Origin of the sequence: Streptomyces sp. NPDC008001, from assembly GCF_042958085.1 — a bacterium.
In the GTDB taxonomy this organism is placed as follows: Bacteria; Actinomycetota; Actinomycetes; order Streptomycetales; family Streptomycetaceae; genus Streptomyces.
Genome location: NZ_JBIBIZ010000005.1, coordinates 172,744 through 199,734 on the forward strand (window position 1 = coordinate 172,744; position 26,991 = coordinate 199,734).

General features: G+C 69.9%; 19 protein-coding genes. 8 read left to right on the forward strand and 11 right to left on the reverse strand.

Annotated elements, in window-relative coordinates:
- The first annotated feature begins 24 nt into the window (after window positions 1-24).
- The 4 genes from ACFZCD_RS14905 (at window position 25) to ACFZCD_RS14920 (ending at window position 10,718) form a co-directional block, all read left to right on the forward strand.
- The gene (locus ACFZCD_RS14905) at window positions 25-345 is read left to right on the forward strand and encodes a CU044_2847 family protein (RefSeq protein ID WP_391830686.1); all 321 of its coding nucleotides are present in this window, start codon (window positions 25-27) and stop codon (window positions 343-345) included.
- A gap of 2 nt (window positions 346-347) precedes the next feature.
- Window positions 348-4,529, forward strand: coding sequence for a trypsin-like peptidase domain-containing protein (locus tag ACFZCD_RS14910; RefSeq protein ID WP_391830688.1), 4,182 nt, complete (start codon window positions 348-350; stop codon window positions 4,527-4,529).
- Between the two features lie 119 nt (window positions 4,530-4,648).
- Window positions 4,649-9,751: a caspase family protein gene (locus tag ACFZCD_RS14915; RefSeq protein ID WP_391830690.1), complete on the forward strand. Its 5,103-nt coding sequence runs from the start codon at window positions 4,649-4,651 to the stop codon at window positions 9,749-9,751.
- Between the two features lie 352 nt (window positions 9,752-10,103).
- A complete protein-coding gene (locus ACFZCD_RS14920) occupies window positions 10,104-10,718 on the forward strand; it encodes a hypothetical protein (protein ID WP_391830692.1) in 615 nt (204 codons plus the stop codon).
- Window positions 10,719-10,879: 161 nt separating this feature from the next.
- Here the strand turns inward: ACFZCD_RS14920 and glnA are convergent, their stop codons facing one another.
- Window positions 10,880-12,289 carry a type I glutamate--ammonia ligase gene (gene glnA / locus ACFZCD_RS14925; RefSeq protein ID WP_391830694.1) on the reverse strand — a complete coding sequence of 470 codons (1,410 nt, stop codon included), beginning with the start codon at window positions 12,287-12,289 and terminating at the stop codon, window positions 10,880-10,882.
- A gap of 278 nt (window positions 12,290-12,567) precedes the next feature.
- Between glnA and ACFZCD_RS14930 the strand changes: the two genes are divergently transcribed.
- Window positions 12,568-13,035 carry an RDD family protein gene (locus tag ACFZCD_RS14930; RefSeq protein WP_391830696.1) on the forward strand — a complete coding sequence of 156 codons (468 nt, stop codon included), beginning with the start codon at window positions 12,568-12,570 and terminating at the stop codon, window positions 13,033-13,035.
- Between the two features lie 76 nt (window positions 13,036-13,111).
- On the opposite strand, the gene ACFZCD_RS14935 is transcribed toward ACFZCD_RS14930, so the two are convergent.
- The 4 genes from ACFZCD_RS14935 to lipB form a co-directional block, all read right to left on the reverse strand.
- Window positions 13,112-13,792 carry a DUF4191 domain-containing protein gene (locus ACFZCD_RS14935; RefSeq protein WP_391830698.1) on the reverse strand — a complete coding sequence of 227 codons (681 nt, stop codon included), beginning with the start codon at window positions 13,790-13,792 and terminating at the stop codon, window positions 13,112-13,114.
- Window positions 13,793-13,802: 10 nt separating this feature from the next.
- A complete protein-coding gene (locus ACFZCD_RS14940) occupies window positions 13,803-14,063 on the reverse strand; it encodes a hypothetical protein (protein WP_391830700.1) in 261 nt (86 codons plus the stop codon).
- A gap of 344 nt (window positions 14,064-14,407) precedes the next feature.
- Entirely contained in the window at window positions 14,408-15,373 is a 966-nt protein-coding gene (lipA, locus tag ACFZCD_RS14945; RefSeq protein ID WP_391830702.1) for a lipoyl synthase, read from the reverse strand.
- Between the two features lie 128 nt (window positions 15,374-15,501).
- Complete coding sequence (gene lipB / locus ACFZCD_RS14950) at window positions 15,502-16,326, reverse strand: lipoyl(octanoyl) transferase LipB (RefSeq protein WP_391830704.1); 825 nt, start codon at window positions 16,324-16,326, stop codon at window positions 15,502-15,504.
- Window positions 16,327-16,680: 354 nt separating this feature from the next.
- Here lipB and ACFZCD_RS14955 point away from each other — a divergent pair, with 354 nt between their 5' ends.
- Window positions 16,681-18,120 carry a regulator gene (locus tag ACFZCD_RS14955; protein ID WP_391831309.1) on the forward strand — a complete coding sequence of 480 codons (1,440 nt, stop codon included), beginning with the start codon at window positions 16,681-16,683 and terminating at the stop codon, window positions 18,118-18,120.
- A 400-nt stretch (window positions 18,121-18,520) separates the two neighbouring features.
- On the opposite strand, the gene ACFZCD_RS14960 is transcribed toward ACFZCD_RS14955, so the two are convergent.
- The gene (locus tag ACFZCD_RS14960) at window positions 18,521-19,864 is read right to left on the reverse strand and encodes an NAD(P)/FAD-dependent oxidoreductase (protein ID WP_391830705.1); all 1,344 of its coding nucleotides are present in this window, start codon (window positions 19,862-19,864) and stop codon (window positions 18,521-18,523) included.
- Window positions 19,865-20,037: 173 nt separating this feature from the next.
- Entirely contained in the window at window positions 20,038-20,946 is a 909-nt protein-coding gene (locus ACFZCD_RS14965) for a TIGR01777 family oxidoreductase (protein WP_391830707.1), read from the reverse strand.
- A 63-nt stretch (window positions 20,947-21,009) separates the two neighbouring features.
- Between ACFZCD_RS14965 and ACFZCD_RS14970 the strand changes: the two genes are divergently transcribed.
- Window positions 21,010-21,504, forward strand: coding sequence for a GNAT family N-acetyltransferase (locus ACFZCD_RS14970; protein WP_391830709.1), 495 nt, complete (start codon window positions 21,010-21,012; stop codon window positions 21,502-21,504).
- A gap of 49 nt (window positions 21,505-21,553) precedes the next feature.
- Here ACFZCD_RS14970 and ACFZCD_RS14975 read toward each other — a convergent pair whose 3' ends face one another.
- Window positions 21,554-22,072: a DUF4240 domain-containing protein gene (locus tag ACFZCD_RS14975; RefSeq protein ID WP_391830711.1), complete on the reverse strand. Its 519-nt coding sequence runs from the start codon at window positions 22,070-22,072 to the stop codon at window positions 21,554-21,556.
- A 170-nt stretch (window positions 22,073-22,242) separates the two neighbouring features.
- Here ACFZCD_RS14975 and ACFZCD_RS14980 point away from each other — a divergent pair, with 170 nt between their 5' ends.
- On the forward strand, window positions 22,243-23,184 hold the full coding sequence (locus ACFZCD_RS14980; protein WP_391830713.1) for an SDR family oxidoreductase: 942 nt from the start codon (window positions 22,243-22,245) through the stop codon (window positions 23,182-23,184).
- A 42-nt stretch (window positions 23,185-23,226) separates the two neighbouring features.
- Here ACFZCD_RS14980 and ACFZCD_RS14985 read toward each other — a convergent pair whose 3' ends face one another.
- The 3 genes from ACFZCD_RS14985 to sucB all read right to left on the reverse strand — a co-directional run bounded on the left by ACFZCD_RS14985 (window position 23,227) and on the right by sucB (window position 26,990).
- Complete coding sequence (locus tag ACFZCD_RS14985) at window positions 23,227-24,219, reverse strand: helix-turn-helix transcriptional regulator (RefSeq protein ID WP_391830715.1); 993 nt, start codon at window positions 24,217-24,219, stop codon at window positions 23,227-23,229.
- 231 nt (window positions 24,220-24,450) lie between these two features.
- Window positions 24,451-25,074, reverse strand: coding sequence for a GntR family transcriptional regulator (locus ACFZCD_RS14990; protein WP_391830717.1), 624 nt, complete (start codon window positions 25,072-25,074; stop codon window positions 24,451-24,453).
- A 128-nt stretch (window positions 25,075-25,202) separates the two neighbouring features.
- Window positions 25,203-26,990 carry a 2-oxoglutarate dehydrogenase, E2 component, dihydrolipoamide succinyltransferase gene (sucB, locus tag ACFZCD_RS14995; protein ID WP_391830719.1) on the reverse strand — a complete coding sequence of 596 codons (1,788 nt, stop codon included), beginning with the start codon at window positions 26,988-26,990 and terminating at the stop codon, window positions 25,203-25,205.
- Between the last annotated feature and the right edge of the window lies 1 nt (window position 26,991).

Below are 26,991 nucleotides of genomic sequence, written 5' to 3' on the forward strand. Positions count from 1 at the left end.
AGTCTGAGGACAAGGGGGGGCGCAGTGACATCACAGGTCGTGTCGTACGCGTTGGACGACGGGACAGTGGTCCGTTTCGAGGCTGAGCCGGACGGTGACTGGCAGCCCGTGTCCGCGGACGACATCGTCAGCCGCGTGCGGGACGCTGCCGGTCCTGCCATTGATGCTGCTCGCGTGGTGCTGCGTAGGGTGACCGAGCTGCGGCCGGACCAGGTAGAGGTCAAATTCGGATTGAAGGTAAACGGCACCGCGAACTGGGTCGTGGCCAAGGCGGCGACCGAAGCCAACTTCGAGATCACCCTCACATGGCAGCCCCGCCCCGGTGCGGACGGGGACCCGCGATAGGCATGAGGAAGGCTTCTCCAGCCCGCCGGACCGGACAGGACTCCTGGGTCGTGTCTATTCACGCGACCGAACGGGACATGAGGCCCGTAGGGTCGGGATTCCTCATCGACAGTCAGCGGATTCTCACCTGTGCACACGTGGTGAGAACTGCCCGTAGCAAGCAGGAAGAGCTGTGGGCCGCTTTCCCCAAAGCGGAAGAAGTCATGGGTAGACGGATCCGGATCGCCGAGGTGACGCTGCCGTCGGACAGCGAACGCGAGGACCGGGACGTTGCCGTGCTGCGTCTTGCTGACGAAGTACCTGCCGTGCCTGTCGCGCCTTTGCAGCGGCCGAGTTCTGACGAGCTCGTCGGGATGGATTGGTCCTCATTTGGGTTCCCTGATGGTGTGCTCGGCAACTCTGCAAACGGTTCGGTGGGTGCCTCGCTGGGATACGGCTGGGTGCGCCTCGACACCCATGCTCCCCGCTATCCCGTCAAGAGCGGCTACAGCGGTGCGCCCGTCTGGTCACACACCCACCAGGCGGTCGTCGGCATGGTGGGCCAGGCCCACAACACAACGGGTGACGCACGCGCCTTGAGCCTGTGGGCCATCGACAGGCTGCTCCCCGGCGAGGAACTGCACCGGCTCACCGACTCGTTTCGGGAAATAGCCGGCCAAACAGTCTCAGCCAGGTGGGGCTGGTCCCTTGGCAAGGACCTTGAAGCGGATCGGCACTGGAAGCCTCGTGCGCGAGGCGTCAGCACGGAAGCCGAACGAGGCTTCCGATTCCGCGGCCGCACAGCCGCCCTCCAGGAAATCATCCAGTGGATCGAAGCAGAAAAGCCGCCTCGTCAGGTGCTGGTGATCACTGGGGCGCCGGGCTCGGGGAAGTCCACGGTTCTGGGTCGGGTCGTCACCACAGCTGATGACCAGGTTGCGGCGACACTTCCACCCCACGACACGGCAGTACGAGCCCCTCTGGGGGCTGTCTCTTGCGCTGTCCACGCCAAAGGCAAGACCGCTCTGGAAGTGGCGAAAGAGATCGCACGAGCCGTCCCGGCACCCGCACCTGGCCAGCTCGTCGACCTTCTCCCTGCTCTGCGGGTGAGCCTTCAGGCCCGGCCTGGCCGTCCTTTCACCCTGGTCGTCGACGCCCTGGACGAGGCCAGCACTCCCCATGAGGCCCGAGACATCATTAATCACATCTTGGTGCCACTGTCGGAGACATGCGCTGACCTCCCGGTTCACGTAGTGGCTGGTACCAGGCGGCGGGATGCCGCCGGTGATCTGCTGGTAGCTTTCGGGCGCAGGGCTCGGACGGTGGATCTCGACACCCCGGAATTCTCCGCCCCCACAGACCTGACCGCGTACGCACTGGCGACACTGCAACTTCAAGGCGACGAGCGCCCGGGTAACCCCTACTCCGACAGCGCTGCCGGCTTCCCCGTAGCCGAACGCATCGCGGCCCTTGCTGAGGGAAATTTCCTTGTGGCCGGATTGGTAGCCCGGGCACATGGGATGCACGACGAACAGGCTGTGAATTCAGCCGATGTGACGTTTCCCGTCACGGTAGAGGCATCACTCCGTGCATATCTACGCCTGCTGCCCGACACCGCCGGGCTCTCCTCGGAGCACTTGCTCACCCCGCTAGCCTACGCCGAGTCACCCGGGCTCACATTGGCTCTCTGGCGCATTGCACTGGTTGCTCTGTTCGGTGCGGCTCCCACTGAGGCCGAGCTCTTCAGCTTCGCCCGCTCCTCCGCGGCGAACTTTCTTGTCGAAACCGCGGGCAAGGAGCCCTGTGACGCGGTCTTCAGACTCTTCCACCAGGCCCTGAGCGATTCACTGCGGGCTGCACGCGCCGATGTCGCATCTCCTGTGAGCGACGAGCGCGCACTGGCATGCGCCTACATCGCTGAGGGAGCCAGGACGGGATGGGAGGCGGCCCCCGCATACCTGCTGCGTTCTCTCGCTGGCCACGCCGCCCGGGGAGGAGTCATCGACCGGCTGCTGGAGGAGGGCGACTACCTGCTGTATGCCGACCTGCGCCGGCTCATACCCCAGACGCGCCTCGCCGTGACGGACGCCGGGCGGGAACGGGCGCGGTTGCTGCGCCAGACGCCGCGCGCCCTCGACTCGCATGCCTCGGAGCGAGCGGCACTGTTCAGCGTGACGGAGGTGCAGGAACACCTCGGAACGACCTATCGCACGTCTGCAGTCGCAGCACCGTACCGAGCCACCTGGTCCAGTGCCTCTCCGTCCATGGAAGTGTCCGTCTTCGAGGGACACACCAGGCAAGTATCCGCCCTATGTTTTCTGAAGTCCGCCGGCCGTGGTGTCCTCGCCAGTGCTGGTGACGATGCCATTCGCCTTTGGGACCCGGAGACTGGTGACTCCATACGTGCCCTCACAGGCAATCCGGGATGGATAGGGGCGCTGTGCACGGTGGACACAACCAGCGGTGCGCTTCTGGCGAGTGGCGGCGAGGACGGCGTACTGCGGCTCTGGGATCCGGAGGCCGGTGAGATCACCCGGCTCCTCGTGGGCCATGGCAAGCCCATTGATCAGCTGTGCACGGTCGAGGTGGGAGGGCGTACCCTCCTCGCAAGTCGCGGCCGTGACCGGTGCCTTAAGCTCTGGGACCCGGAGACGGGAGAGAATGTACGGACGTTCCGGGCCCGGACTCATATGATTTGTGGGATGGGTGCGGTCTACCTGGAGGGGTGTTCCCTTCTCGCCCTCTGGACAGCCGACTCCCAAGGGCGATCCCGAGTGCGGCTCTGGGATCCTTCCGACGGGACGACAGTGCGTACCTTCGCCACGAGAGGCGTCAAGTTCGGTGAGATGTCCGTGGTTCCGTGTGAGGGACGTCCTCTCATCGCCTTCTCGGAGACTTCTCTTGATGACGATGTCATCGTCCTGCGGGATGCCCTGACCGGCAGGCAGGTGCGCATTCTCGAAGGCGGGCAGGGCTCTGTGTACGACGTCCTCGGCCTCCGCATCGGCGGTCGCACCCTTGTGGTCGCCGGTCACGGCCAGGAAGAAAGCGGTACCGTCATGGTCTGGGACCCACTGACGGGCCGGGAGGTCCACCGGCTGGAAGGTCACCGCGGCTGGGTTGGTGCCCTATGCACCGTGGAAGCTGCGGGGGAGACCCTCATCGCAAGTGCAGGAGAAGACTGCACGGTCCGGCTATGGGATGTGGACAGCCACACAGAGCTGGAGGAGCCTGACGTTCCCGGCTGCTGGGTCGGCTCACTAGCCGTGCTGCACATTGAGGACCGAGCCGTGGTAGCCAGCAGCGGAGTGGCGGGAAGGGCTCTGCTTCGCGATCTAGTGACAGGGGAGCCCCTGGGGCATGTCGACACGCGCCACACATGGGTCAAGCTTCTCTGCACCATCGAAATCGAAGATCGTCCATGCCTGGTCATCGCCAGTACGGCGAGCGAGGCCGGGGCCATTGAGATCTGGAACCCCGACACGGGCGATATGGTGCGGAGCTTGGAAACCCCTGGCGTGCAGTCCATGCAGGCAGTAGAGGTCGCCGGCCGGCGCTGCCTTGCCTTTGCAGCTCGGGATCAGAAGGTCAATCGAGTGTCCCTCTGGGACGTCTCCGCGGACCGGATCCTTGGAAGCATCAGTGGCGAGGAAGGCCTCGTTCATGGCCTCTGCGGCGTCCGTACTGAGCGGCATGACCTCATCGTGATACTCACCGACCACTTCGGGATCTGGCCCGGCGAGTTCCACGGGGGTGCCGTTAGCTGCTGGGATCCGGTCAGTGGCGAGGTTCTGGAGTCAGTGGAGATTCCCGAAGCCTCCCTTGCCTCCCTGTGCGTCCTGGACGCCGAGGACCGGGAACTGCTGGCTGTGACAACGCACGACCGTGACGATGAGGGCGATCTGGTCGGCACGAGCTCCGTCCGGGTCGTTGATCCCGTCACAGGGCACATCATCGACGGGCGGGATGTCCACCACGGCTGGGTGAGCGCCCTCAGTTCCGTGGAGTTCGGTGAACATGCCTGTCTGGCCAGTGCCGGCCAGACTCAGAGATCGGTGCGGCTGTGGACCGTCGATGGCCTTCGGCAGGTCATCGAGATTCCCGTACGCCGTGAGGTGTTCTCCGTCGTCCAGGCAGGTGCCCATCTCGTTGTGGGTCTGGAAAACGGCGTGATGGCTATCCGGCTGGGCGACTGCGCAGCTTGACGAACTGACCTGTGTCGGCGCCCAGTCGCCCAGCGCCGTCATCGCCGCCCCGCCCTGAGCACACACCAGCTGAACCCCGCCGCGGCCAGTAAGATCATCCGCTTCGGAGGGAGTGGGTAGTGAAAGAGCACAGTCGTACAGCTCTCCTGATCGGTGTGGGCGACAGCCCCGGAGCAGAACACTGTTTTCCCACGCTAGGACCGACGGTAGACGCGGATCTAGGTGCCATGAGTGCCGCCCTGAAGGGCAGCGGCTATGAGGTGCAGACGCTGCGTGATCCGACGCGCAATGAGATCACCGAGCGCATCACCGCCGTATCCAGGAGGGTCCCGGCCGGCAGTGTCCTTCTCCTGTACTTCACCGGGCACGGCGTTCGTATTGGCGATATCGACTACCTGGTGCCCTCCGACGCCCGGGCGCCTGCCAGTGACGATGCGATGGGGTGGCAACAGGCGCACGTGCGAGAGTCACTGCTGGACGCCGATATCAGCCGGTATCTGACCATCTGTGATGCCGGGACCGTGCTGTGGCTGATCGACGCCTGCCGCTCGGCGGAGGATGGAAGAGCCGTCGTCTTTGGGAGTTCGATCACTAAGGGGCCGCCCTGCGGCGGGTTCGCGGTCATGTCCGGGTGCGGACTCGGTGAACGTAGCGGCTTTGCGGAGGCGGGCAGCTTCTTCACACTGGCGCTGGCCCGAGCCTTCGACCCCCTGACCGAGGCCAGCACGGTGGAGGAGGTGTACCGGGCGGCCCGGCAGGAGACACGGACGCTGGCCCTCCGCGCTCGGTCCGAGCCGCAGGCCGTATTGATCCGCTACGGAAGTGACCTCGAGGAGGAGACCAGAACTCGCAAGGTCGCAGAGGGCGGACGGCTGCTGGAGGCGTGGCTGGACGTCGTCCGCACGCCGACGCTGTGGAAGCGAGTACCGGAGTGTGACACGGAGACTGTCGCTCGCATTCAGGACTGTCTGGTTCACCTTGCCACTGAAACTGCTCGCCACGTCCACCGCGCTCAGGAACGACTGTCAGATCCCTGGATCGACGACGAATACCCCGTACGGCTGCTACACGACACGCTTCCTTTGCTCCTGCCCGAGGGCGTCGAGCTGTCCGCCCTGGAGGTAGCCGCGCTGATCGCCGGCGTACTGCTGCATGAGGCAGCTTGGGCCGAGCGGCTCAGTCAGGCCGCCGACCTCTGCCCTCAATCCATTCACCGTCGGCTCGATGCAGGTGACCAGCGGCGCCACTACGAGCAGATCACCGAACACCATCCCCAGATCACCGAGAAGCTCACGGACTGGTCCTGGTGGGACACCGAGCCCTCGGACCGTTCGAACGACCGGAACGCCGTTATGTTATGGCTGGTCCACCGTTGGATCGCGGAACGGTTCGCGACCGACGAGGAGGCCGTGCCCGCAGTACTGGCCGACGGACTCGTGGCGCGCCTTCTGGACGTGACACCGCCGGCGCCGGATGGGGGGCTCACCGGACGGGCGGGATCCCTGTCCGCGGCCCTCCGGACGGTCGCTGCCGGCCTCGCTCTTGGCGCTCCGCGGGACGATCAGCGACTCCCCTTCCCGGACAGTCATGTCGTACGGAGGGTTCCTCGGCGCCTGCGGGTGCGGCCTCTTGCAGCGTTGCTGCGCCTTGCGGGGCTACTCGCCTTCGACGCCCGGTGTCTGCCGGAGGTAGTTGCCGAGCACCTCGCCGTTTCGGATCCGGTGGTGCCCCGTGAGGTGATCGGCGCCATTCGTGACGCTGCCTGGCACCTCGATCAGGACGGAAGAGCCTCGTACCTGCACCTGGATGCGGTCTGTAGGCACCCCGCGATCCATGCAGCAATGGCCTCGGTCGTCGAGGATGCCGACGACCTTGGGTACACGCTGAGAGAGACGGCACAGCGGTTGCCCGCCGACGAAGGTGTCCTCCTCAAGGATCTCCCCGCTCGACTGACCGACCAGCAGCTAAGGCCGGATCGCGAGCTGGGAGCGGACGCTTATGACATACCGCTCGCGCGTTTCTCGCTGGCTCAGACGGAGATCCGTCGGCTGTTGATGGGCGAGAAGCTGTACGACGGTGAGCCCGAACTTGCCTTGCGGGAGCTGTACCAGAACGCTATGGATGCCTGTCGCTACCGGGACATGCGTGTCCGCTACTTACGGAGTTGCAGGGAAGAATCAGGGAACTGGGTCGGCCGGATCCGCATTGCTATGGGCCAGGATGACCAAGGCCGCTATGTCGAGTGCATCGACAACGGTGTCGGCATGACCGCCGACCAACTCAAGAGCACATTCACTCAGGCCGGGCGCCGCTTCGAACAGTCCCACTCCTTCCGCCGCGAGCAGGCCGCATGGCTGCGCCACGACAGGTCGCTTCGCCTGTACCCCAACAGCCGCTTCGGAATCGGCGTCTTCAGCTACTTCATGCTCGCCGACGAGATGACGATCGTGACCAGGCCCGTCAGTCCTGACGGCCGTCCGGCCGAAAAGGCATTGCGTGTCGAGATCCCGGTGAGCGGCAGCCTCTTCCGGGTGCGGGAGGACGACGGGCGGAGTGGCGCGGCGTTGCCTGAGGGCGGCACGCGCGTCCGGCTCTACTTGCGCAACTCATGGACCCTCACCGGGGAATCCTGCGTGTCCGTATTGCGGTCCCTGGTTCATTTGAGCGAGTTCAGGCTGGAGGTCCGCGGAGAGGGCAGCGGCGAGCAGGTCTGGCTGCCTGGGCGTCTCCAGTCAGGCGGAGGGCAGCACGAGATAGCCGTCGATTCGGCGATCGAGGCGGTCCCGGGGACTCTGTGGTGGGTCGCGGGGGAAGGGGCGATTGTGTGTGACGGGGTCGCCACTGATAGGCGCACATTCGGCTACGTTCTCAATCTGCACGGAGCCCACGCCGGTGAACTGAGCATTAACCGTAAAAAGCTGGAACGGTACGACACTCATTGGGAGCACCAAAGGGCACATGAGGGTTCACAGGCCTTGGCTGATTGGCCGGAGCTGACTCTTGAGTGGCTGCGGACCATGGAATCCCGTCACCCCTCCCTTGCCAGGATTCTCTGGCGTGCCTGGCACGGAAGAGGAGTCCGAGCCAGGGCTGGTTACGGCGCCCGTACGGTGAACCTCGACGAGACCGGTTGGTTCAAATTGGACTCGTCCCTTGACAACCGGTCGGGCTGGTCCGAGGAGGAGCAGCTCCATGACGCTGTCCGGCCCTGGCGGACGGCCGTCCTCCGACCGGGGCCTCTCGCCAAGAGGGAAGCGGCTCCCGAGTCTCTCGACGGCCATCCTGTGCCGCACCCGGGCTGGTCGGATATTGCGGCCGAAGTAAAGGGCGACTGGCGCTCCGCCGTGATGGTGGCGCATGACCAGGGGATGACAGTGGCGGAGGTACTACGCGCGACGCGCGGTCTGCGTATAGCCCATCCCAGGCTGGCGGGGCCCGCGATCCGGGGTCGCGGCGACCTTGAGTGGAAGCCTGACTACACTGACCGGCTCATCATGACCGGACTTCTGGGGGAAAGGTGTGACCCCCTGGGCGGCTTCGTCGTGACCGTTAGAGGGCGCCGGTTGTCCGAGCGGAAACCCCGTACCGAGATCTACTATCGGCATCTGCCCGAAGATCTTGCCGGCATCGTTCGTACGTCCGCCAAGCATGGTCTGAGCCTCGGCGAACTCGCCACTATGTGCTCCCGTTACGTGCCGTTCGTGGGAGAGCCGCTGCACGATGTGCCGGATCACCACCGGGGCCACTTCTGTACCGAAAACGAATTGACGCTGCTCTACCTTCAAGAGGACGAGCACAGCTGGCGACCGGCCACGAACCCCTGGGATGTACCGGCAGTGGCCCGGGCGGCGGGGCTTGATGTGGTGGAAACGCAACGGCGGATGGCCGACTTCGCCTGGCTGGGCCGCCCGGTGCCCGATCCCGTCCTGACCGCTCGGTGGGATGCCGTACCGCCCGAGATGTTCCCAGTTATGCAGCGTTACCTCGTCCGCGGAGTCGATGGCCGCCCCGTTCTGCCATGGGCCGCCACCATCGAGCTGGCCGCGGAGTGGGAAGTCTCCGTGTGGGAGGCGGATCGCGTCCTCGCCCGTGAGACCGAGGTCCTCGGAGTGGCCCATCACCGGCGCTACACCAAACGCTCGGCCGGGCGGGATCTCGTGCCCTCGCCCGGGACCGGCGACCTCGTGGGTTGGTTGCACGGGGTGGACATACGGCTGGAGCATGGCATCTCGCTCCGGGACCTCGCGTTCGTAAGGCCATACGAGCTGTCCTGGGACGAACTCTGCGAGCATGTCGATGAACTGCGCGAAGCCGGAGTGATGTTCCCGGACGCGGCGCGCCTGCTGCATGCATGGGACGATCTGCCCATTCCCAGCCGGTACGCGTTCTCCGGGACGGATCCCAGTTTTCTCGGCGCTGACTATCCCGTGCCAGCCACGTCGGCCGTGCTGTTCACTGCGAGTCAGCAACTGCGGCAAGAGCTTTCATTCCTGTGGGACACCGCGCACCGGGAAGCCCGGAACCTTGGTCTGAGCACCGACCTGATCGCGCCGCCGCTGCCGGAGGAGCTGTGGAAGTTTCGACCGACTTGGGACGAGACGGCGGCGTTGATTGACCAAGGACTGGATGACGAGTACGACGAGTGGTTGGAGAGCCCGCGCTGGACCGCGCTGACCGCCCAGCACCTCGTGGGATACGCCCGTGCTCGGAACCTCGGTGCGCGTGCGGCCTATCAGGCGCTGGTGCCGCTGCAGGCCATCGGTGCCCTCGTGCCAGAGCTCTCCCCGGAGGCTGTGGCTGCTCTACCGGACGAGGTGCCCACTGCCCACGACGCCGTGGCGGTCAGCTCGGCCCATCGCGTCTCCACCATCGGGTCTCCTTTGGTACCCCTCGATCTCGTCAGCATCGCCGGCCGACTCGGCGAGTCGGTGTGGGACACCTGGCAGCGGCGTATCACCCCATACCTGGCACTGGAGGGTTCGCTGCCGTCGATCACTGAAGTCCCCGACGTCGTGCCGTGCTGGCAGGATCTGGCGATCCTCTCCGTAGGCCTGGACGGCAGGCTGCCGGCCGTCTCCGGCTCGGTGAGCCGGGAGCGATTGGAGACCTGTGCAAGGGCGGTCGCTGAGACAGAAGAGTGGGTTCGTGAGCGCCTTGCAGCGTATGCGGGCATGTTCGGGCTCGGCCTGGAGCCCGGGCGCGAGCAGGAGGAGGAGCGATGACGCAGCCTGGCCGACATGAACACAGCACGCCTTACGCCGAGGAAGATCTCGGTGAGGTCGACGCCGCCTTGTTCACCCAGCAACCTGCCCTGGACGGGAATGGAGTGATCGTCGCCGGGACGTGCCCACGCTGTCATGGACCCACACAGACGCTGTTTCCCTGGGCCCGGCCGGGGACTGGTGTGAAGGGAAGGCTGGGCCTGCTGTTCGGGAGCGGGGCAACACGGAGGGCGGAGGGTGAGCCCGAGCCGCTGCTGGCGGAGGTGCACCTGTGTGAGTGCGGCCATGCCCATCCGCAGTGTCCGCCCGATACGTCCTACCTCGGGTGCGGCGCGAGCTGGCGGATCCGCCGGTGAGTACACGCTCCGACCGGCGCTGGGCCGAACTTGCCCGTGAACTGGAGTTCACCAGGCTTCCGGAACTGCGCAGGCAGGCCGAGGGGTGGCGCACCGGGTTGATGGGACTCACGGCGCTCCTTGCAGTGCTCGTCCTGTTGAAGGGGCGGGACAATCTGACAGAGCTTCCGGATTGGGCCCGCAACACGGCGACGACATTACTGGTGGCGGCCTTCCTTTCGCTGACGGCAGGTGCGCTGCTGGCGGTCCGAGCAGCGCATGGAGTACCAGGCCACCAGATTTTGCTCGGTGGGCAGGCTTTGCGGCGCTGGACCGAGCAGGAGGTGTCAAGGGTCACGAGAGCGCTGGCTTGGGCGTCCATGTGTTGTGTGCTGGGTGTGGTTCTGGTGGTGGGGGCACTTATTGTTGCCTGGGTGACGACAAGTGCCGCTGCCACGCACCAGGTGGAGGTGCGGTCCGCCACCGGTGTGCTGTGCGGTGAGCTGACTGGAGCGGACGGGCAGCACATGGAGCTCCGCACCGAGACGGGAAGCACGATCTCTGTCCCTCAGGTGACGATCGTGAGCGTGAAACCCGTCCGGAGCTGTGGCACCCGTGGATCTGCCGGGTAGTCCCGTAAGACCTGCTCAAGACGCGCTCGTCGCTGCTGTCTGGCCGAGGCAGGCCTGGATGCATCGAGACCCTGTCACTCCGGGTGAGGAGTGACAGGGTCTCGATGGACAACAAATGCCCTGACGAGCCACGGATCTTCTCGGCCCGGCATTTAGAGCTTTTAGATGTCGAAGTACATCTCGAACTCGTGCGGGTGCGGGCGGAGCTGGATGGGGGCGATTTCGTTGGTGCGCTTGTAGTCGATCCAGGTCTCGATCAGGTCGGAGGTGAAGACACCGCCGGCCTGGAGGTACTCGTTGTCCTGCTCCAGGGCCTCGAGGACGGCCGGGAGGGAGGTGGGGACCTGGGGGACGTTGGCGTGCTCGTCGGGGGCGAGCTCGTAGAGGTCCTTGTCGATCGGCTCGGCGGGCTCGATCTTGTTCTTGACGCCGTCGAGGCCGGCCAGGAGGAGGGCCGAGAAGGCGAGGTACGGGTTCGAGGACGGGTCCGGGGCGCGGAACTCGACGCGCTTGGCCTTCGGGTTGGAGCCCGTGATCGGGATACGCATGGCGGCGGAGCGGTTGCGCTGGGAGTAGACCAGGTTGACCGGGGCCTCGAAGCCGGGGACCAGGCGGTGGTAGGAGTTCACCGTCGGGTTGGTGAAGGCCAGCAGCGACGGGGCGTGCTTGAGGATGCCGCCGATGTAGTAGCGGGCGGTGTCCGAGAGGCCGGCGTAGCCCTGCTCGTCGTAGAAGAGCGGGTCGCCGTTGCTCCACAGGGACTGGTGGACGTGCATGCCCGAGCCGTTGTCGCCGAAGATCGGCTTCGGCATGAAGGTGGCGGTCTTGCCGTTGCGCCAGGCGACGTTCTTCACGATGTACTTGAAGAGCATCAGGTCGTCGGCGGCGGCGAGCAGCGTGTTGAACTTGTAGTTGATCTCCGCCTGGCCGGCGGTGCCGACCTCGTGGTGCTGGCGCTCGACCTGCAGGCCGGCCTTGTCCAGCTCGAGGGAGATCTCGGCGCGCAGGTCGGCGAAGTGGTCGACCGGCGGGGCCGGGAAGTAGCCGCCCTTGTAGCGGACCTTGTAACCGCGGTTGTCCTCGACCGCACCGGTGTTCCAGGCGCCGGCCTCGGAGTCGATGTGGTAGAAGGACTCGTTCGCGGCGGTGTTGAAGCGCACGCTGTCGAAGACGTAGAACTCGGCCTCCGGGCCGAAGTACGCGGTGTCCGCGATGCCGGTGGAGGCGAGGTAGGCCTCGGCCTTCTTGGCGATGTTGCGCGGGTCGCGGCTGTACTGCTCGCCCGTGATCGGGTCGTGGATAAAGAAGTTGATGTTGAGCGTCTTGTCGCGGCGGAACGGGTCCATGCGGGCCGTGGAGAGGTCCGCGCGCAGGGCCATGTCCGACTCGTGGATGGCCTGGAAGCCGCGGATCGACGAGCCGTCGAACGCCAGCTCCTCGTTCGGGTCGAAGGCCGAGGCCGGGATCGTGAAGTGCTGCATCACGCCAGGCAGGTCGCAGAATCGGACGTCGACGAACTTGACGTCCTCATCCGAGATGAACTTCTTGGCCTCGTCGGCGTTCTGGAACATCCAACTCCTCCTAGCCCGGCCGCACGCGGTCGGGGATTGCTTCGGTGGCGCGGTCCGTATCGCACTGGCGCGCTGCGGCCGACCCTAGAGAGACGGGATTTCCCGGGCATGACCCATTTGTTTCGCCGAGGTTAACCGGGGTGCGGCCCGGATGTGCCGTGAAACACGCACGGGGGACGCGCCGGGACGGACCGGCGAAGGCGCGGCAGGGATACGGGGCCGGGGCGGGCGACCCCCCGGGCCGGAAGGAACGCATACGGGCGCAGTACCGTTGACGGGTGGACAATAGGCAAGCAATCGGCTCATGGCTCTCCGGCCCCCGCGCGGCGGCCGAGGAGATGGGCGTCGACTTCGGGCACCGCGGCGAGCGCCTGGGGCTCCCGGCGGACGGGCCCGGCTCCATCGCCCCGCTCGGACGGCGCCTCGGCGCCGTCTTCATCGACTGGGCGCTGTGCATGCTCATCGCCTACGCCTTCCTTGCGGACGGCAAGCCCCAGCAGGCGGGGAACTGGGCCCTGCTGATCTTCTTCGTACTCAGTGTCGTCACTGTCGGTACGGTCGGCTGCACCCCCGGCAAGCGCCTCCTCGGGCTGCGGGTCGTCGCCGAGGGCGGCGGGCGGCTCTCGCTGCCCCGTGTCCTGTTCCGCAGCGTACTCCTCGTCGTCGTCATCCCGGCCGTCATCTGGGACCGCGACACCCGCGGTCTCCACGACCGCCTCGCCCGCGCCGTCCAGGTGCGGGTCTAGCAAGCGCTTTCGGGAAGCAATGAGGGCGGGGCGGAATCGAAATGATTCCGCCCCGCCCTCATTGCGCTTCGTTTCCTCAGCGGCCCTTCGGCATCCGCGCGCCCTTCGGCATCGGACCCTTCGGGATCGGCATGTTCTTCATGGGGTCGCCCATCGCCCGGAGCCGGTCGGTGGTCGTGGTGACCTTGTCGCCCGGCACCACGCGCGGCAGCTTCGCCAGCGTCGTGCGCAGCTTCTTCAGCGGCAGCTGGCCCTCGCCGTTGCCGATGATGAAGTCGTGCACCGGGACGTCCGTCACGATGCGCGCCATCTTGCGCTTCTCGGCCGCCAGCAGGGCCTTGACCCGGCCGGGGTTGCCCTCGCCGACGAGCACGATGCCGGCCTTGCCGATGGCGCGGTGGACCATGTCCTCGTCGCGGTTGAACGCGACGGCGGGCGTGGTCGTCCACGTGCGGCCCATCTGCTCCAGCACGGAAGCGGCGGCGCCCCGCTGGCCCTCGATCCGGCTCTGGTAGGCGCGCTGGGCGCGCTGGCCGAAGACGATCGCCATCGCGAGGAACGCCAGCAGTACGCCCAGGATGCCCAGGTAGACCGGGTGGCCGATCGCGAAGCCGACGGCGAGCAGGACACCGAGGGTCACGATGCCCACTGCCGCGACGATGAGACCGATCTTGGTGTCGATCTCTCGCGTCAGCTTGTAGGTCAGGGCGATCTGCTGCAGTCGCCCCTGCTTCTCAGGTGTTGCCTTGCTCGCCATAAGGCGAAGTTTACGTCGCCTGCGGACCGGGGGCCGCCACGGCCTCCAGGACGTGCTGGGCCTCGCGCCGGTCCTTGGCCCGGCGGCGGTCCTCCAGCACCGCGGTCCAGGCGTTCCGGCGGGCCGTGCGCTGGCCACCGCGCATCAGCAGCCCCTCCAGGGCCCGCAGGGCCCCGGTGACGGACGGGGGCCGTACGGAGAGCGTGGTGGGCAGGGTGGAAGCGGCGCGGGTGGCTGTCGCCATCGCTGCATGGGCGGGCGCGGCCTGCATGTCGTTGTCCCCTCGGGAGCGGAAGTGATCAGTGGGCAGCGGGGGGCTGGCGGTGCGTACCGGCGGAGGAGCGGGACGAGCGAAGGAACGGGTCGAGCGGGACGAGCGGAGGTGCGTGCGTGAGATTGCGTGCGTGAGATACGGACTCGCGTACGCGCGGGGAACTGCTGTGCGTGCCTCCATCGTCACGGAACGGTGTTACCAATGGATGACCTCTTGGTCAAACACCTATGAAACGTTGACGCGGCCCGTACCTTCCCCACCGGACAGTGGGGAAGGTACGGGCCGCGTCCATGGGCCTGTGCCGATGCGAACATCGCAGGTCGGAGGGTGACCGGAGGTGGTCAGACCGCCTGGCTCGACGGCGCGGCGGCGCGCCGCTCGACGGCCTGCTGGTAAAGGCGGCCGGCCCGGTACGACGAACGGACCAGGGGGCCGGACATGACACCGGCGTAGCCGATCTCCTCCGCCTCCTCCTTCAGCTCGACGAACTCCTGCGGCTTCACCCAGCGCTCCACCGGGTGGTGCCGCGGCGACGGGCGCAGGTACTGGGTGATGGTGATGAGCTCGCAGCCCGCCTCGTGCAGGTCGCGCAGGGCCTCGCTGACCTCGGCGCGCTCCTCGCCCATGCCCAGGATCAGGTTGGACTTCGTCACGAGGCCGAACTCGCGGGCCCGGGTGATGACCTCGAGCGAGCGCTCGTAGCGGAAGCCGGGGCGGATGCGGCGGAAGATCCGCGGCACCGTCTCCACGTTGTGGGCGAACACCTCGGGGCGGGACTCGAAGACCTCCTGCAGGAGCTCCGGCACCGCGTTGAAGTCCGGGGCGAGCAGCTCGACCTTCGTCCGGCCGCTCTCGCGCCCGGCGGTCTGCTCGTGGATCTGGCGCACGGTCTCCGCGTACAGCCAGGCACCGCCGTCCGCGAGGTCGTCGCGGGCGACGCCGGTGATCGTGGCGTAGTTCAGGTCCATCGTGACGACGGACTCGCCGACGCGGCGCGGCTCGTCCCGGTCGAGGGCCTGGGGCTTGCCGGTGTCGATCTGGCAGAAGTCACAGCGCCGGGTGCACTGGTCGCCGCCGATGAGGAAGGTGGCCTCGCGGTCCTCCCAGCATTCGTAGATGTTGGGGCAGCCCGCCTCCTGGCACACGGTGTGCAGGCCCTCGCGCTTCACCAGGCCCTGCAGCGCGGTGTACTCGGGGCCCATCTTCGCCCGCGTCTTGATCCACTCGGGCTTGCGCTCGATGGGGGTCTGGGCGTTCCGGACCTCCAAGCGCAGCATCTTGCGTCCGTCGGGTGCGACTGCCGACACGTCCGGCTCCCTATGACTTCGATTCCTCGGCGGACACCAGGGTACGCCCGTTATTTCCTGCGCTGGTCACTCATGTGCCCTGGGTAACAACTCGTGGCTCCCCGGGCACATTCCCCCCGCCGGTCCGGCTAGCCCGCCCGGACGGCCTCGGCCCCGACGGCTGCTTCACCCTCCACCGGTCGCGGCTTCGGCTCCGCCGTCTCGAGGATCTCCCGCAGGTGCTTCTCCACCACCGGCAGCACCTCGGCGACGGACACCCGCCGGCCCAGCTCGTTCGAGAGCGAGGTCACGCCCGCGTCGCGGATGCCGCACGGCACGATCCGGTCGAACCAGGTGTTGTCAGGATCACAGTTCAGTGCGAAGCCGTGCATCGTCACGCCCTTGGCGATCCGGATGCCGATCGCGGCCAGCTTGCGGTCCTCGCGGCGCTGGCCGGCGTTGGACGGGGCGTACTCCGGGCCGTTCAGCCGGGGGTCGAACTCCTCGTCGGTCAGCCGCGGGTCGAAGTCCAGCGACAGGCCGCCGATCGCCGGGCGCTCCTCGACGGGGTCGCCCAGCACCCAGACGCCGCTGCGGCCCTCCACGCGCGTGGTCTCCAGGCCCAGCTCCGCGCACGCGCGGATGAGCGCCTCCTCCAGCCGGCGGACGTGCGCGATCACATCGACCGGCCGCGGCAGCTTGAGGATGGGATAGCCGACGAGCTGGCCCGGGCCGTGCCAGGTGATCTTCCCGCCGCGGTCCACGTCGACGACGGGGGTGCCGTCCAGGGGGCGCTCGCTGTCCTCCGTGCGCCGTCCCGCGGTGTAGACCGCCGGGTGCTCCAGCAGCAGGCAGGTGTCCGGGATCTCGTCCGCGAAACGGGCGGCGTGGACCCGGCGCTGCTCCTGCCACGCCTCCTGATACTCGACGGCGTCCGCCCCGAAGCCCAGGTGGACGAAGCGCAGCTCACTCACGGCGGCTCCCAGCTCCTCTTCGACTGCTCTTCGACTCCGCGCACCCTCGTGCCCGCACGGATGCCCGCACGCTGGTGGCGCGTACGGGTGCGTCCGGCGCGATGTCCCGCGCTTCCGGTGCGCCCTTGCCACTGTACGGCGGCCCGCCGGCATCGCTGCAGGCGGGCGGCGCCCGGCCGGAGGGGACGGCCGGCGGCCGGCGCGCGAACGGCGAGAGGGTCCGGAGCGCCGTCCGGGTGAATTTGATCTGTCCTCACACGATCGGATGAATGCGGGGCGAAGGGAGCGATCAGGGCGTTGGGGACCGCTAAGTTCGCGCCGTTCCAGAACGAGATCAGGGAGACCGGCAGGCTGATGACGGAACGACCCCCGCAGCGCATCCCCAACCGTCAGCTCGCCGCATTGATCGCGGAGGCGGGCTTCTCCAACGCAGGGCTGGCTCGGCGAGTCGATCAGTTAGGGCTTGAGCACGGCCTCGACCTGCGTTACGACAAGACATCCGTCACCCGCTGGCTGCGCGGCCAGCAGCCCCGGGGCACCACCCCGGCGCTGATCGCCGAGGTCTTCACCCGGCGGCTCGGACGGCGGCTGTCCGCGCAGGACCTGGGGCTGGACGCCTGTGCTCCGGTTTATGCGGGGCTCGAATTCGCCGCGTCCCCGGAAGAGGCCATTGACATCGTCAGCGGCCTCTGGCGCAAGGACTCCGGCAGCCACACGGAGCTCCGGAAGATCGCCTTCACTCCGGCCGGGCTGGTCGTGCCCAGCCGGGACTGGCTGATCGGCCGGGCCGACGAGCGGGTGGCCCGCGGGGCTCCCGGCTCCGAGGGCGGCCGGGTCCCGTCCCAGGGCCGCGGCCAGCAGCCCCGCCAGCGGCAGATCGAGCGCGGGCCCGGCGGCCGGGTGTCGATGGGCGACATCGCGGCGCTGCGCTCGGTCGGCGAGCTCTTCCGCACGCTCGACCACGCCTACGGCGGCGGGCACGCCCGCCAGGCCCTCGTGCGGTACCTGGAGCACGAGGCCGAGTCGATGCTGCGCGGCACGTACGGGGAGGCGACCGGGCGGCGGCTCTTCGCCGCCGTGGCCGACCTCACCCGGCTCGCCGGGTGGACGTCGTACGACATCGCCGCGCACGGGCTGGCGCAGCGGTACTTCGTGCAGGCGCTGCGGCTCGCCCAGGCCGCGGGGGACCGCTCCTACGGCAGCTACGTGCTGGTCACCATGAGCCGGCAGGCGGTCTACCTCGGCCACGGGCGGGAAGCCGTGCAGCTGGCCCGGGTCGCCCAGCAGGGCGTCGGGTCGAGCGCCCCGTCCGTCGTGCAGTCGCTGCTGCACGCGGTGGAGGCGCGCGGGCACGGGGTGCTCGGCGAGGTGCGGGCCTGCTCGGCGTCGCTGGCGCGGGCGGAGCGGGCGCTGGAGTCCGCCCGACCGGGCGACGACGTGCCGTACTGGGCCCGGTTCTTCGACGAGGCCCAGCTGGCGGACGAGTTCGGGCACTGCCACCGCGATCTGCAGCAGTACCGGGCCGCGGCGCAGCACGCCGAGCGCTCCCTGCAGCTCCGCAGCCAGGCGTACGCCCGCAGCCGGCTCTTCTGCCGCGTGGTGCTGGCCACGGCGCGGCTGGGGCTCGGCGAGCTGGAGCAGGCGTGCCAGCTGGGGGCGGAGGCGGCGCAGGCGGCGGCCGAGATGCGGTCGGTGCGGGCCCTGGAGTACATCCGGGACTTCGAGCGGCGGCTCGAGCCGTACCGGGACGCGGCGGCGGTGCGGGCGTACCGGGAGAAGGTGGCGGCGCTGTAGGCCTGCGGCCGGCTTTGCCGGACGTGGCCGGGGCCATCTCCGGTGGGGCCGGGCGCCGTTGCGGGCTGTCCTCGCCGGACGGCAAGGGGCCGGCTCGCGCCGGGCGTGAGGCTGCCCGGCACCGCCGGCTACCTCCGGTGCGGGTTGAGCGCCGTTGCGGCGGGATGCTGTGCCCGGCGGTAAGCGGAGGTGCTCGTGTCCGGGCCTCGGCTCTGTCCGGCACCGCCGGGATCCGCCGTTGCGGCCGGGCGCCGATCCGGCGGGAGTGAGAAGCCGGGCTTGTTGGCTTCGTCGGCCGCAGGCAAGGGCATCCCGTCGCAACGGCGCTCAGCCCCCACCGGAGGGGGCCGGCGGTGCCGTACGAGCCGTGCCGCCGTACGAAGCCCCCAGGCCGGAGGTCCTACGCCGCTTGCAGTTCTTCCGAGTCCTGGGGGGCCCGGATGCCCAGGTCGCGGAGGACTGCCAGGGCCGCCCTGCGGCCGGAGAAGAGGGCGCCCTGGACCGTGCTCGTGTCGCGGTGGTCGCCGCAGACGTACAGGCCCGACAGCAGGCGCACCGGGCGCCGGACGTCGTGCGGTGCCGGCATGGCCGGGACGGCCTCGGGGTCGTGGTGGGCGGCGAGGAGCTGCCAGTCGCCGGTCGGGGCGCCGTAGACCCGGGCGAGCTGGGCCCGCGCCGTGCGGTCCAGCTCCGCAACGGGCAGGCCCGCGGCCGCGCCCAGCACCGTCGAGGTGATCAGGGGCCGTCCCGCGGGCGCTCGCGAGGGGTCGACCTCGCTCGTCACCATGGTGTGGGCGACGGGCCCGTGCCGCCCCGCGGCGATGATGAGCGAGGCCTCGCGCAGGGGCGGTTCGGGCGCGGTGTGGTGGAGCACGGTCACCGGGTGGAAGCCCGGCATCCGCAGGCCGGGGATGAGCTCGGCCGCGGCGCGCGCACCGGTGGCGACGACGACCGAGCGGCAGCGCAGCTCCCCGTGCTCGGCGGTGGAGACGGACGTCGTGCAGGCGGCCTTGGCGTGGACACCGGTCCGCACCGTGCCGGGCGGCAGCAGGCCGGCCAGCAGCGCCGGTACGGTGTCGGCCCCGCCGGCCGGCAGACAGAGCCGCCCGCGCGCGTAACCCCGCAGCACGAGGTCGGCACACCGGCTGGACGTGGTGAGGTCCGGATCGCACAGCAGGGACGCCAGCAGGGGCCGCAGGAAGCCCTCGACCGTACGGGGCGGCAGGCCGCGCCCGGCGAGCGCCTCGGCGGTGGGCCGGTCGGGGCGGGCGAGGACGCGGTGGGCGGGCAGCGCGGCGAGGCGGCCCAGCGCGGTGCCCAGGCGCGCCTGGTCGAGACCGCCGGCCCGGGACGCCCGTGCCGTCCGCGAGGCCCGCGCGGCGGTCGCCAAGGCGCGCGCCGTGGGGAACGCGCGCTTGGTGGAACGGGGCTCGCCCGTGCGCTGGTTGCGCCCGTCGGCGTGGACGAGCACTCCGGGGGTGAACGGCCGCAGCACGAGGGCGTCCAGCCCGGGCGTGCGGAGCAGCTCCGGAAAGGAGGTGTTGAGCAACTGCGCCGTCCGGTCCAACCGGAATCCGTCGGCGCGGTCGGTGGCCATCCGCCCACCGACGTAAGGGGCGGCCTCCAGGACGATGACCGTTACCCCTGCGGCCGTGAGCCGGTGCGCCGCGGAGAGCCCGGCGAGGCCGGCTCCCACGATGACGACGTCGGCGTCGATAGCGGTGTCGCGTGCGCTGCTGAGCACGTGCCCTCCCGGGGTCGGTCCGCTCGCTCGGTGCCCTGATGCCCTCAACGGGCAGCGCCGATGCGCGATTTGCCTTGACCGTAGAGAGAAATTCGGTCAATAACAGTCGCGCACGGACAGGGCACGGTCGCACGGCGGGTAGCACGGCCGGCGGCCCCGTGCGCGGTCCGTGGTCACCGTGGGTCCGCCAGCGCCGCTCGTACGGCGCTCTCGACGTCCGGGAACGCGAAGGAGAACCCGGACTCCAGCAGCCGCCGGGGCACGACCCGCTGGCCGGCCAGCACGTCCGAGGCCATCTCGCCGAGGGCCAGCCGCAGCGCGGGGGCGGGCACGGGGAGCAGCGCGGGCCGGTGCAGCACCCGCCCCATCACCTCCGTCACCTGACGGTTGGTGACCGGATGGGGCGCGGTGAGATTGACGGGCCCGGCCAGCGATTCGTCCTCCAGGAGGTGGCGGAGCGCCGCGACGTGGTCGTGCAGGGCGATGAAGCTCCAGTACTGCCGCCCGCTCCCCAGGCGCCCCCCGAGCCCCGCCCGGAAGAGCGGGAAGAGCTTCCCCCACGCCCCGCCGCCCCGGGCCACGACGAGCCCGGTGCGCGCGAAGACGGTCCTGACGCCCGCCTCGCCGGCGGCCGCCGCGGCCTCCTCCCACTCCTGGCAGACGTCGGCGAGGAAGCCGTGCCCGGGCGGGGTGTCCTCGTCGGTGAGCCGGTCGCCGGTGTCTCCGTAGATCCCGATCGCGCTGCCGCTGACGAGCACGCGCGGCGGGGTGTCGAGGGAGGCGAGGGCCTCGGCGAGGGCCGCCGTGCCGAGGACGCGGCTGTCCCGGATCTCCCGCTTGTAGGCGTCCGTCCAGCGGTGGTCGCCCACGCCCGCGCCCGCCAGGTGCACCACGCCCGTACAGCCGGCGAGCCCGGCGGTGTCGACGGTCTGGCGCACGGGGTCCCAGAAGACCTCTCCCCGCGCGCGGGGCTCGCGCCGCACGAGGCGGCACACCTCGTGGCCGTCCGCCCGCAGGGAGCGCACGAGCGCCGTGCCGATGAGACCGGAGGAGCCGGTGATCGCGATCCGCATGGGCCCCATCCTGCCCGCGGAGCCGTAAAAAATGACTCAGGGGGCGAGGGGCGCGCCTGGCACAGTGACCCCATGGAAAAAACGATCATCCGTACGGCCACGGAGGCCGACGGCGCCCCGCTGGCCGAACTCGACCGGCGCACCTGGTCCACGCTCCACGCGGTCATGCCGCGCCCGGAACCGCCGTACGGCCCCTTCTTCACCGAGCGGAGCCGTCCCGAGCACTTCCTGGTGGCCGAGTCCGGCGGCCGGGTCGCCGGGTACGTACGGCTCATGCCGGCCACCCCCCTCGCCGCCAACGCCCACGTGCGCCAGATCCAGGGCCTCGCCGTGGACGACGCCTTCCGGGGCCTCGGCATCGCCCGGGCCCTGCTGCGGGCGGCCGCCGACGAGGCCCGGCGCCAGGGCGCCACCCGGCTCACCCTCCGGGTGCTCGGGCACAACGCGCCCGCGCGCAGCCTCTACGCCTCGGAGGGCTTCGTCGTGGAGGGCGTGCTGCCGGAGGAGTTCCTGCTGGACGGGGCCTACGTCGACGACGTGCTGATGGGGCGCTCCCTCACGTCCTGAAGCCTCACGCCCTGAAGACACGTTCCCCGAAGCCTGATTCCCCGCAGCCTCATTCCCTGAAGCGGTCCCACAGCCGGGGGAACCGCTCGGCGAGCGCCGCCTCGTCCTCCGGGTCGATGGGGGAGCCCAGCGGTTCCGCCGGCTGGTCGGGCAGCCCCAGGTCGGGCGTCTCCACCCCGGTGAGCTGCTCGTACGCCTCGTCGGCCGCGTAGCCGAGGTCCTCCCCGTCCCCGTCGACCTCGTCGTCGAAGTCCTCCAGCAGCTCGGCGAGATGGTCCGGGTCGTGTATCCCGCCCTCGAAGACCTCCCGGCCCTGGCCGATCAGCCAGCACCGGAAGTAGTCGAAGGCGTCGTCGCTCGCGCCGTTCAGCAGGATGGCCGCGGCGCCCCACAGGTCCCAGGTGTACGAGCGGTTGTAGCGGGACTCGAAGTGCCGGGCGAAGTCCAGCACGCGCTCGGGGTCGAGCTGCATCAGCCGGTCGACCAGCATGTCCGCCTGGTCCTCGGCGTCGCCCTCGGCGGCCTCGCGCGTGGCGTCGATCAGTTCCCAGAACTCCGTCTCGTCCACGCCACCAGCATCGGGCCAACCACCCGCCCCCGCACGCGGAGCACGGCGGATGCGGCCGTCTCGTTACCGGAGCGTGTCACCGGGCGCGGTGTGACGTGAGAAACAGGACAGGAGGTGTCGGGTATCGGTGGCAGGGTCACGGCCGTACCGAGGAGAGGAGACCCGAGGACATGGGTCAGCAGACGCAGGACGGCCGGCCGCTCGCCGGCAAGGTCGCGCTCGTCGCCGGGGCCACCCGGGGCGCGGGCCGGGGCATGGCGGTCGAACTCGGCAGGGCCGGTGCGGTCGTCTACGCGACCGGGCGCACGACCCGCGAGCACCGCAGCGAGATCGGCCGGCCGGAGACGATCGAGGAGACGGCCGAACTGGTGACGGCCGCGGGCGGGACGGGCATCGCCGTCCCCACGGACCATCTGGAACCGGAGCAGGTGGAGGCGCTCGTCCGCCGCATCGAGCGGGACCACGGGCGGCTGGACGTCCTGGTGAACGGCCTGTGGGGAGGCGACCACCTCGTCGGCTTCCCCGACGCCTTCGGCCGGAAGATGTGGGAGCACGACCTCGACGCGGACCTGCGCATCCTGCGGCTCGGCATCGACTCCCACCTGATCACCAGCCGCTTCGCGCTGCCGCTGCTGACCCGGCGGCCGGGCGGGCTGGTCGTCGAGGTGACCGACGGGACGGCCGCCTACAACGCGAAGTACCGCGGCCACTTCGCCTTCGACCTCGCCAAGCACGCGCCGCTCCGCATGGCCCTCGGGCTCGCCGAGGAGCTCCGGGACCTCGGGTGCACCGCGGTCTGCCTCACGCCGGGATACCTGCGGTCGGAGGCGATGCTGGACACGTACAAGAAGGTGACCGAGGAGACCTGGCGCGACGCCCTGCCGGAGGACCCCCACTTCTGCATCTCGGAGAGCCCGGCCTACGTCGGGCGCGCCCTTGCCGCGCTCGCCGCCGACCCCGAGGTGGCGCGCTGGAACGGGCAGTCGCTGTCCAGCGGACAGCTGGCCCGCGTCTACGGCTTCACCGACACCGACGGCACGCAGCCCGACGCCTGGCGTTACATCACGGACCTGGAGGCCGGGAAGGACCCGCAGGAAGCCGATTACCGGTAGGAGTCCGCTCCCGGTGGGGGACCGCTGCCTGACGGAGGTCGCCTACCGGTAGAGCTCCGCGCTGCGGGCGGCCGCCTCCGCGCAGCGGGCCCGCAGGGCCGGCGGCTCCAGGACCTCCGCCTCCGGCCCCAGGCCCAGCAGCTGGGCGTAGGCGACCTCCAGGGACTCCACCGGCAGGCTCACCGTCACCCGGCCCCGGTCGTCCGGCGCGCCCGCGGCCCGCAGCGCCTCCTCCGCCGCCACGCGGTCCGTCACGTGCGGCAGGCGACTCGCCCCCTCGGGGGTGAGGCGCAGCCCGACCCGGTCGCGGAGGATCGAGCGGGCGAACTCCGCGGCCCGCTCCTCCCAGAACGCCGGCAGGTCGAAGTCGTCCGCCCGGGTGAAGCGGTCCCCGCCGGTGGCCACCGCGGTGAAGCGGTCCACCCGGTAGACCCGGAAGGCCCCGGAGTCCCGGGACTCCCCGGAGGCGCCGGGCACCCGGGCCGCCAGGTACCAGATGCCGCCCTTGAGCACGAGCCCGTACGGCTCCAGTTCCCGCTCGGCCTCCGCGCCCTTCCGCACGTAGCGGGCGGTGACGACGCGGTCGTCCCACACGGCGTCCGCGAGCGCGGGGAGGAGGGCGGGCGGGTCGGCCGGCTGCCACCAGCCGGGCGCGTCGAGGTGGAAGCGCTGGGCCGCAATCGCGGGGGCGTCGCTCAGCTCGGGGTTGAGGGCCGCGGCGACCTTGAGGCGGGCGGCGGAGGCGGCGTCGGCCAGGCCCATCTCGCGCAGCGCGGAGGGGACCCCGGAGAGGAAGAGCGCCTCCGCTTCCGTCCGGCCGAGGCCGGTCAGGCGGGTGCGGTAGCCGCCGACGAGGCGGTAGCCGCCCGCGCGGCCGCGGTCGGCGTAGACGGGGACGCCCGCTTCGGACAGCGCGAGGACGTCCCGGGCGACGGTGCGCTCGGAGACTTCCAGCCGGCGGGCCAGTTCGGTGCCCGTCATCGACGAGCGGGACTGCAGCAGCAGAACCAGTTTGATCAGCCGTGCGGCGCGCATGGGCCACAGCCTAGAGGGGCCGCAGAAGGAGACCGCAGGAGATCAGGAGAGAGGGATAAGGAGAGGGGAGTGGCGACAGGAGCCGGTGCGCAGCCAGGGCAGGAAGACGCACGGGCTCCTGTCGTCACTTCTGAGCCGTACCGCGACACAGGACAGGGCGCACGGGACGGCTCGGACGAGACTGTACGCCTCTGATCGATGATCGATCAATCCTTGGGTCCGGTCGAGATCTCAGATCCTCGGCGCGCAGCTCAGCACGTGCGTCTTCAGCAGCTCGCCGATCGCCGGATCGCGCCGCCGGAACGCCGCCACGATCTCCGCGTGGTCCTCGGCGTGCGCGCGTGGCTCCGGGCTGAGCCAGCGGATCGACAGCGTCGTCCACACCTCGATGCCCAGCGACTCCCAGGTGTGCAGCAGCACCGCGTTGCCGGCCGCCTTCACGATCTCGCGGTGGAAGGCCACGGTGTGCCGCACCTGGGCCTCCCCGTCGCCCGTGCGGTCCGCCTCGTACAGCGCCGCCACCTCCGGCTCCAGCGCCGAGACGTCCTCCGCCAGCACCGGCGCGGCCAGCTCCGCGGCCACCTGCTCCAGGCCCGCCCGGACGGGATAGCTCTCCTTGAGGTCCGTGGCGGTCAGCTCGCGCACCCGGACGCCCTTGTTGGGCGAGGACTCGATCAGCCGCAGCGACTCCAGCTCGCGCAGCGCCTCGCGCACCGGCGTCTGGCTCACCGCCAGCTCGGCGGCGATCCGCCGCTCGACGATCCGCTCGCCCGGCTGCCAGCGCCCCTCGACGATCCCTTCGAGGATGTGCTCGCGGATCTGCTCGCGCAGCGAGTGCACGACGGGTGTGGCCATGGGTGGAGCTCCTCGGCGGGGCAAGGGGTGAACGACGTCATTATCGCGGTGATGCACAAGGGCGCGGCCCCGGCTCGTACGAAACGAGCCGGGGCCGCGCCCTGAACGTCCTGCCGGTGCCGCGAGGACTACAGGCCGATCTCGGCCTCGAACTCGGCGGCCTCCAGGAGCTCCTTGACCGCGGTCAGGTAGCGGGCGGCGTCGGCGCCGTCCACCAGACGGTGGTCGTAGGAGAGCGACAGGTAGGTCATGTCGCGGACGGCGATGGTCTCGCCCAGCTCCGGGTGGTTGATGACCACCGGGCGCTTGACGGTCGCACCGATGCCCAGGATGGCGACCTGGTTCGGAGGCACGATGACCGTGTCGAACAGCGCACCGCGCGAGCCGGTGTTGCTGATCGTGAAGGTCGCGCCGGACATCTCGTCCGGGCTGATCTTGCCCGTGCGGACCTTGCCGGCCAGCTCCGCCGTCTTCTTGGCGATGCCCGCGATGTTGAGGTCACCCGCACCCTTGATGACCGGGGTCATCAGGCCCTTCTCCGAGTCGACGGCGATGCCGACGTTCTCGGAGTCGAAGTAGGTGATGGTGCCCTCGTCCTCGTTGATCCGGGCGTTGATGACCGGGTGGGCCTTCAGCGCCTGGACGGCGGCCTTGACGAAGAACGGCATCGGGGACAGCTTCGCGCCCTCACGGGCGGCGAAGGCGTCCTTGGCCTTGTTGCGCATCCGCATGATCTTGGTGATGTCCACCTCGACCACGGACGTCAGCTGGGCCTGGCCGTGCAGCGCCTTCATCATGTTGTCGGCGATGACCTTGCGCATGCGCGGCATCTTGACCGTCTGACCGCGCAGCGGGGACGCCTGCAGCGGGGCGGCCTTCGGCGCGGCCGCCGGGGCGGCAGCGGCCGGAGCGGCCGGGGCGGCGGCCTTGGCGGCCTCCGCGGCGGCGAGGACGTCCTGCTTGCGGATGCGGCCGCCGACGCCGGTGCCCTGGACCGAGGTGAGGTCCACGGCGTTCTCGGCGGCGAGCTTGCGCACCAGCGGCGTGACGTACGCGCCGTCGGTGACGGCAGCGGAGGCCGGGGCGGCCGGAGCGGCCGGGGCCGCGGGGGCGGCCGGAGCCGGGGCAGCCGGCGCGGGGGCCGGAGCCGGAGCGGCCGGGGCGGCCGGAGCTGCGGGGGCCGGAGCGGCAGCCGGAGCCGGGGCCGGAGCGGCCGGGGCAGCCGGAGCCGGGGCGGCGGCGGGGGCAGCCGGGGCGGCCGGAGCGGCAGCGGCCGGAGCCGCACCCGCGGCACCGATCACGGCGAGCTTGGCGCCGACCTCGGCGACCTCGTCCTCACCGACGGCGATCTCCAGCAGCACGCCGGAGACCGGGGCCGGGATCTCGGTGTCGACCTTGTCGGTGGAGACCTCGAGCAGCGGCTCGTCGGCCTCGACCGTCTCGCCGACCTGCTTCAGCCAGCGGGTGACGGTGCCCTCGGTGACGGACTCGCCCAGCGCGGGCAGGACCACGTCGGTGCCCTCGGCCGCGCCGGCCGGAGCCTCGGCGGCGGCCGGGGCGGCGGGCGCCTCGGCCACGGGGGCGGCCTCGGCGGCCGGAGCCGGAGCGGCGGGGGCCTCGGCGGCCGGGGCGGGAGCCTCGGCAGCGGCCGGAGCCTCGGCAGCGGCGGGGGCGCCGGAGCCGTCGTCGATGATCGCCAGCTCGGCGCCGACCTCGACCGTCTCGTCCTCGGCCACCTTGATGGAGGCGAGGATGCCGGACGCGGGGGCCGGGATCTCGGTGTCGACCTTGTCGGTGGAGACCTCGAGCAGCGGCTCGTCGGCCTCCACGCGCTCACCCTCGGCCTTGAGCCAGCGGGTGACGGTGCCCTCGGACACGCTCTCGCCGAGCGCCGGCAGGGTTACGGAAACCGCCATG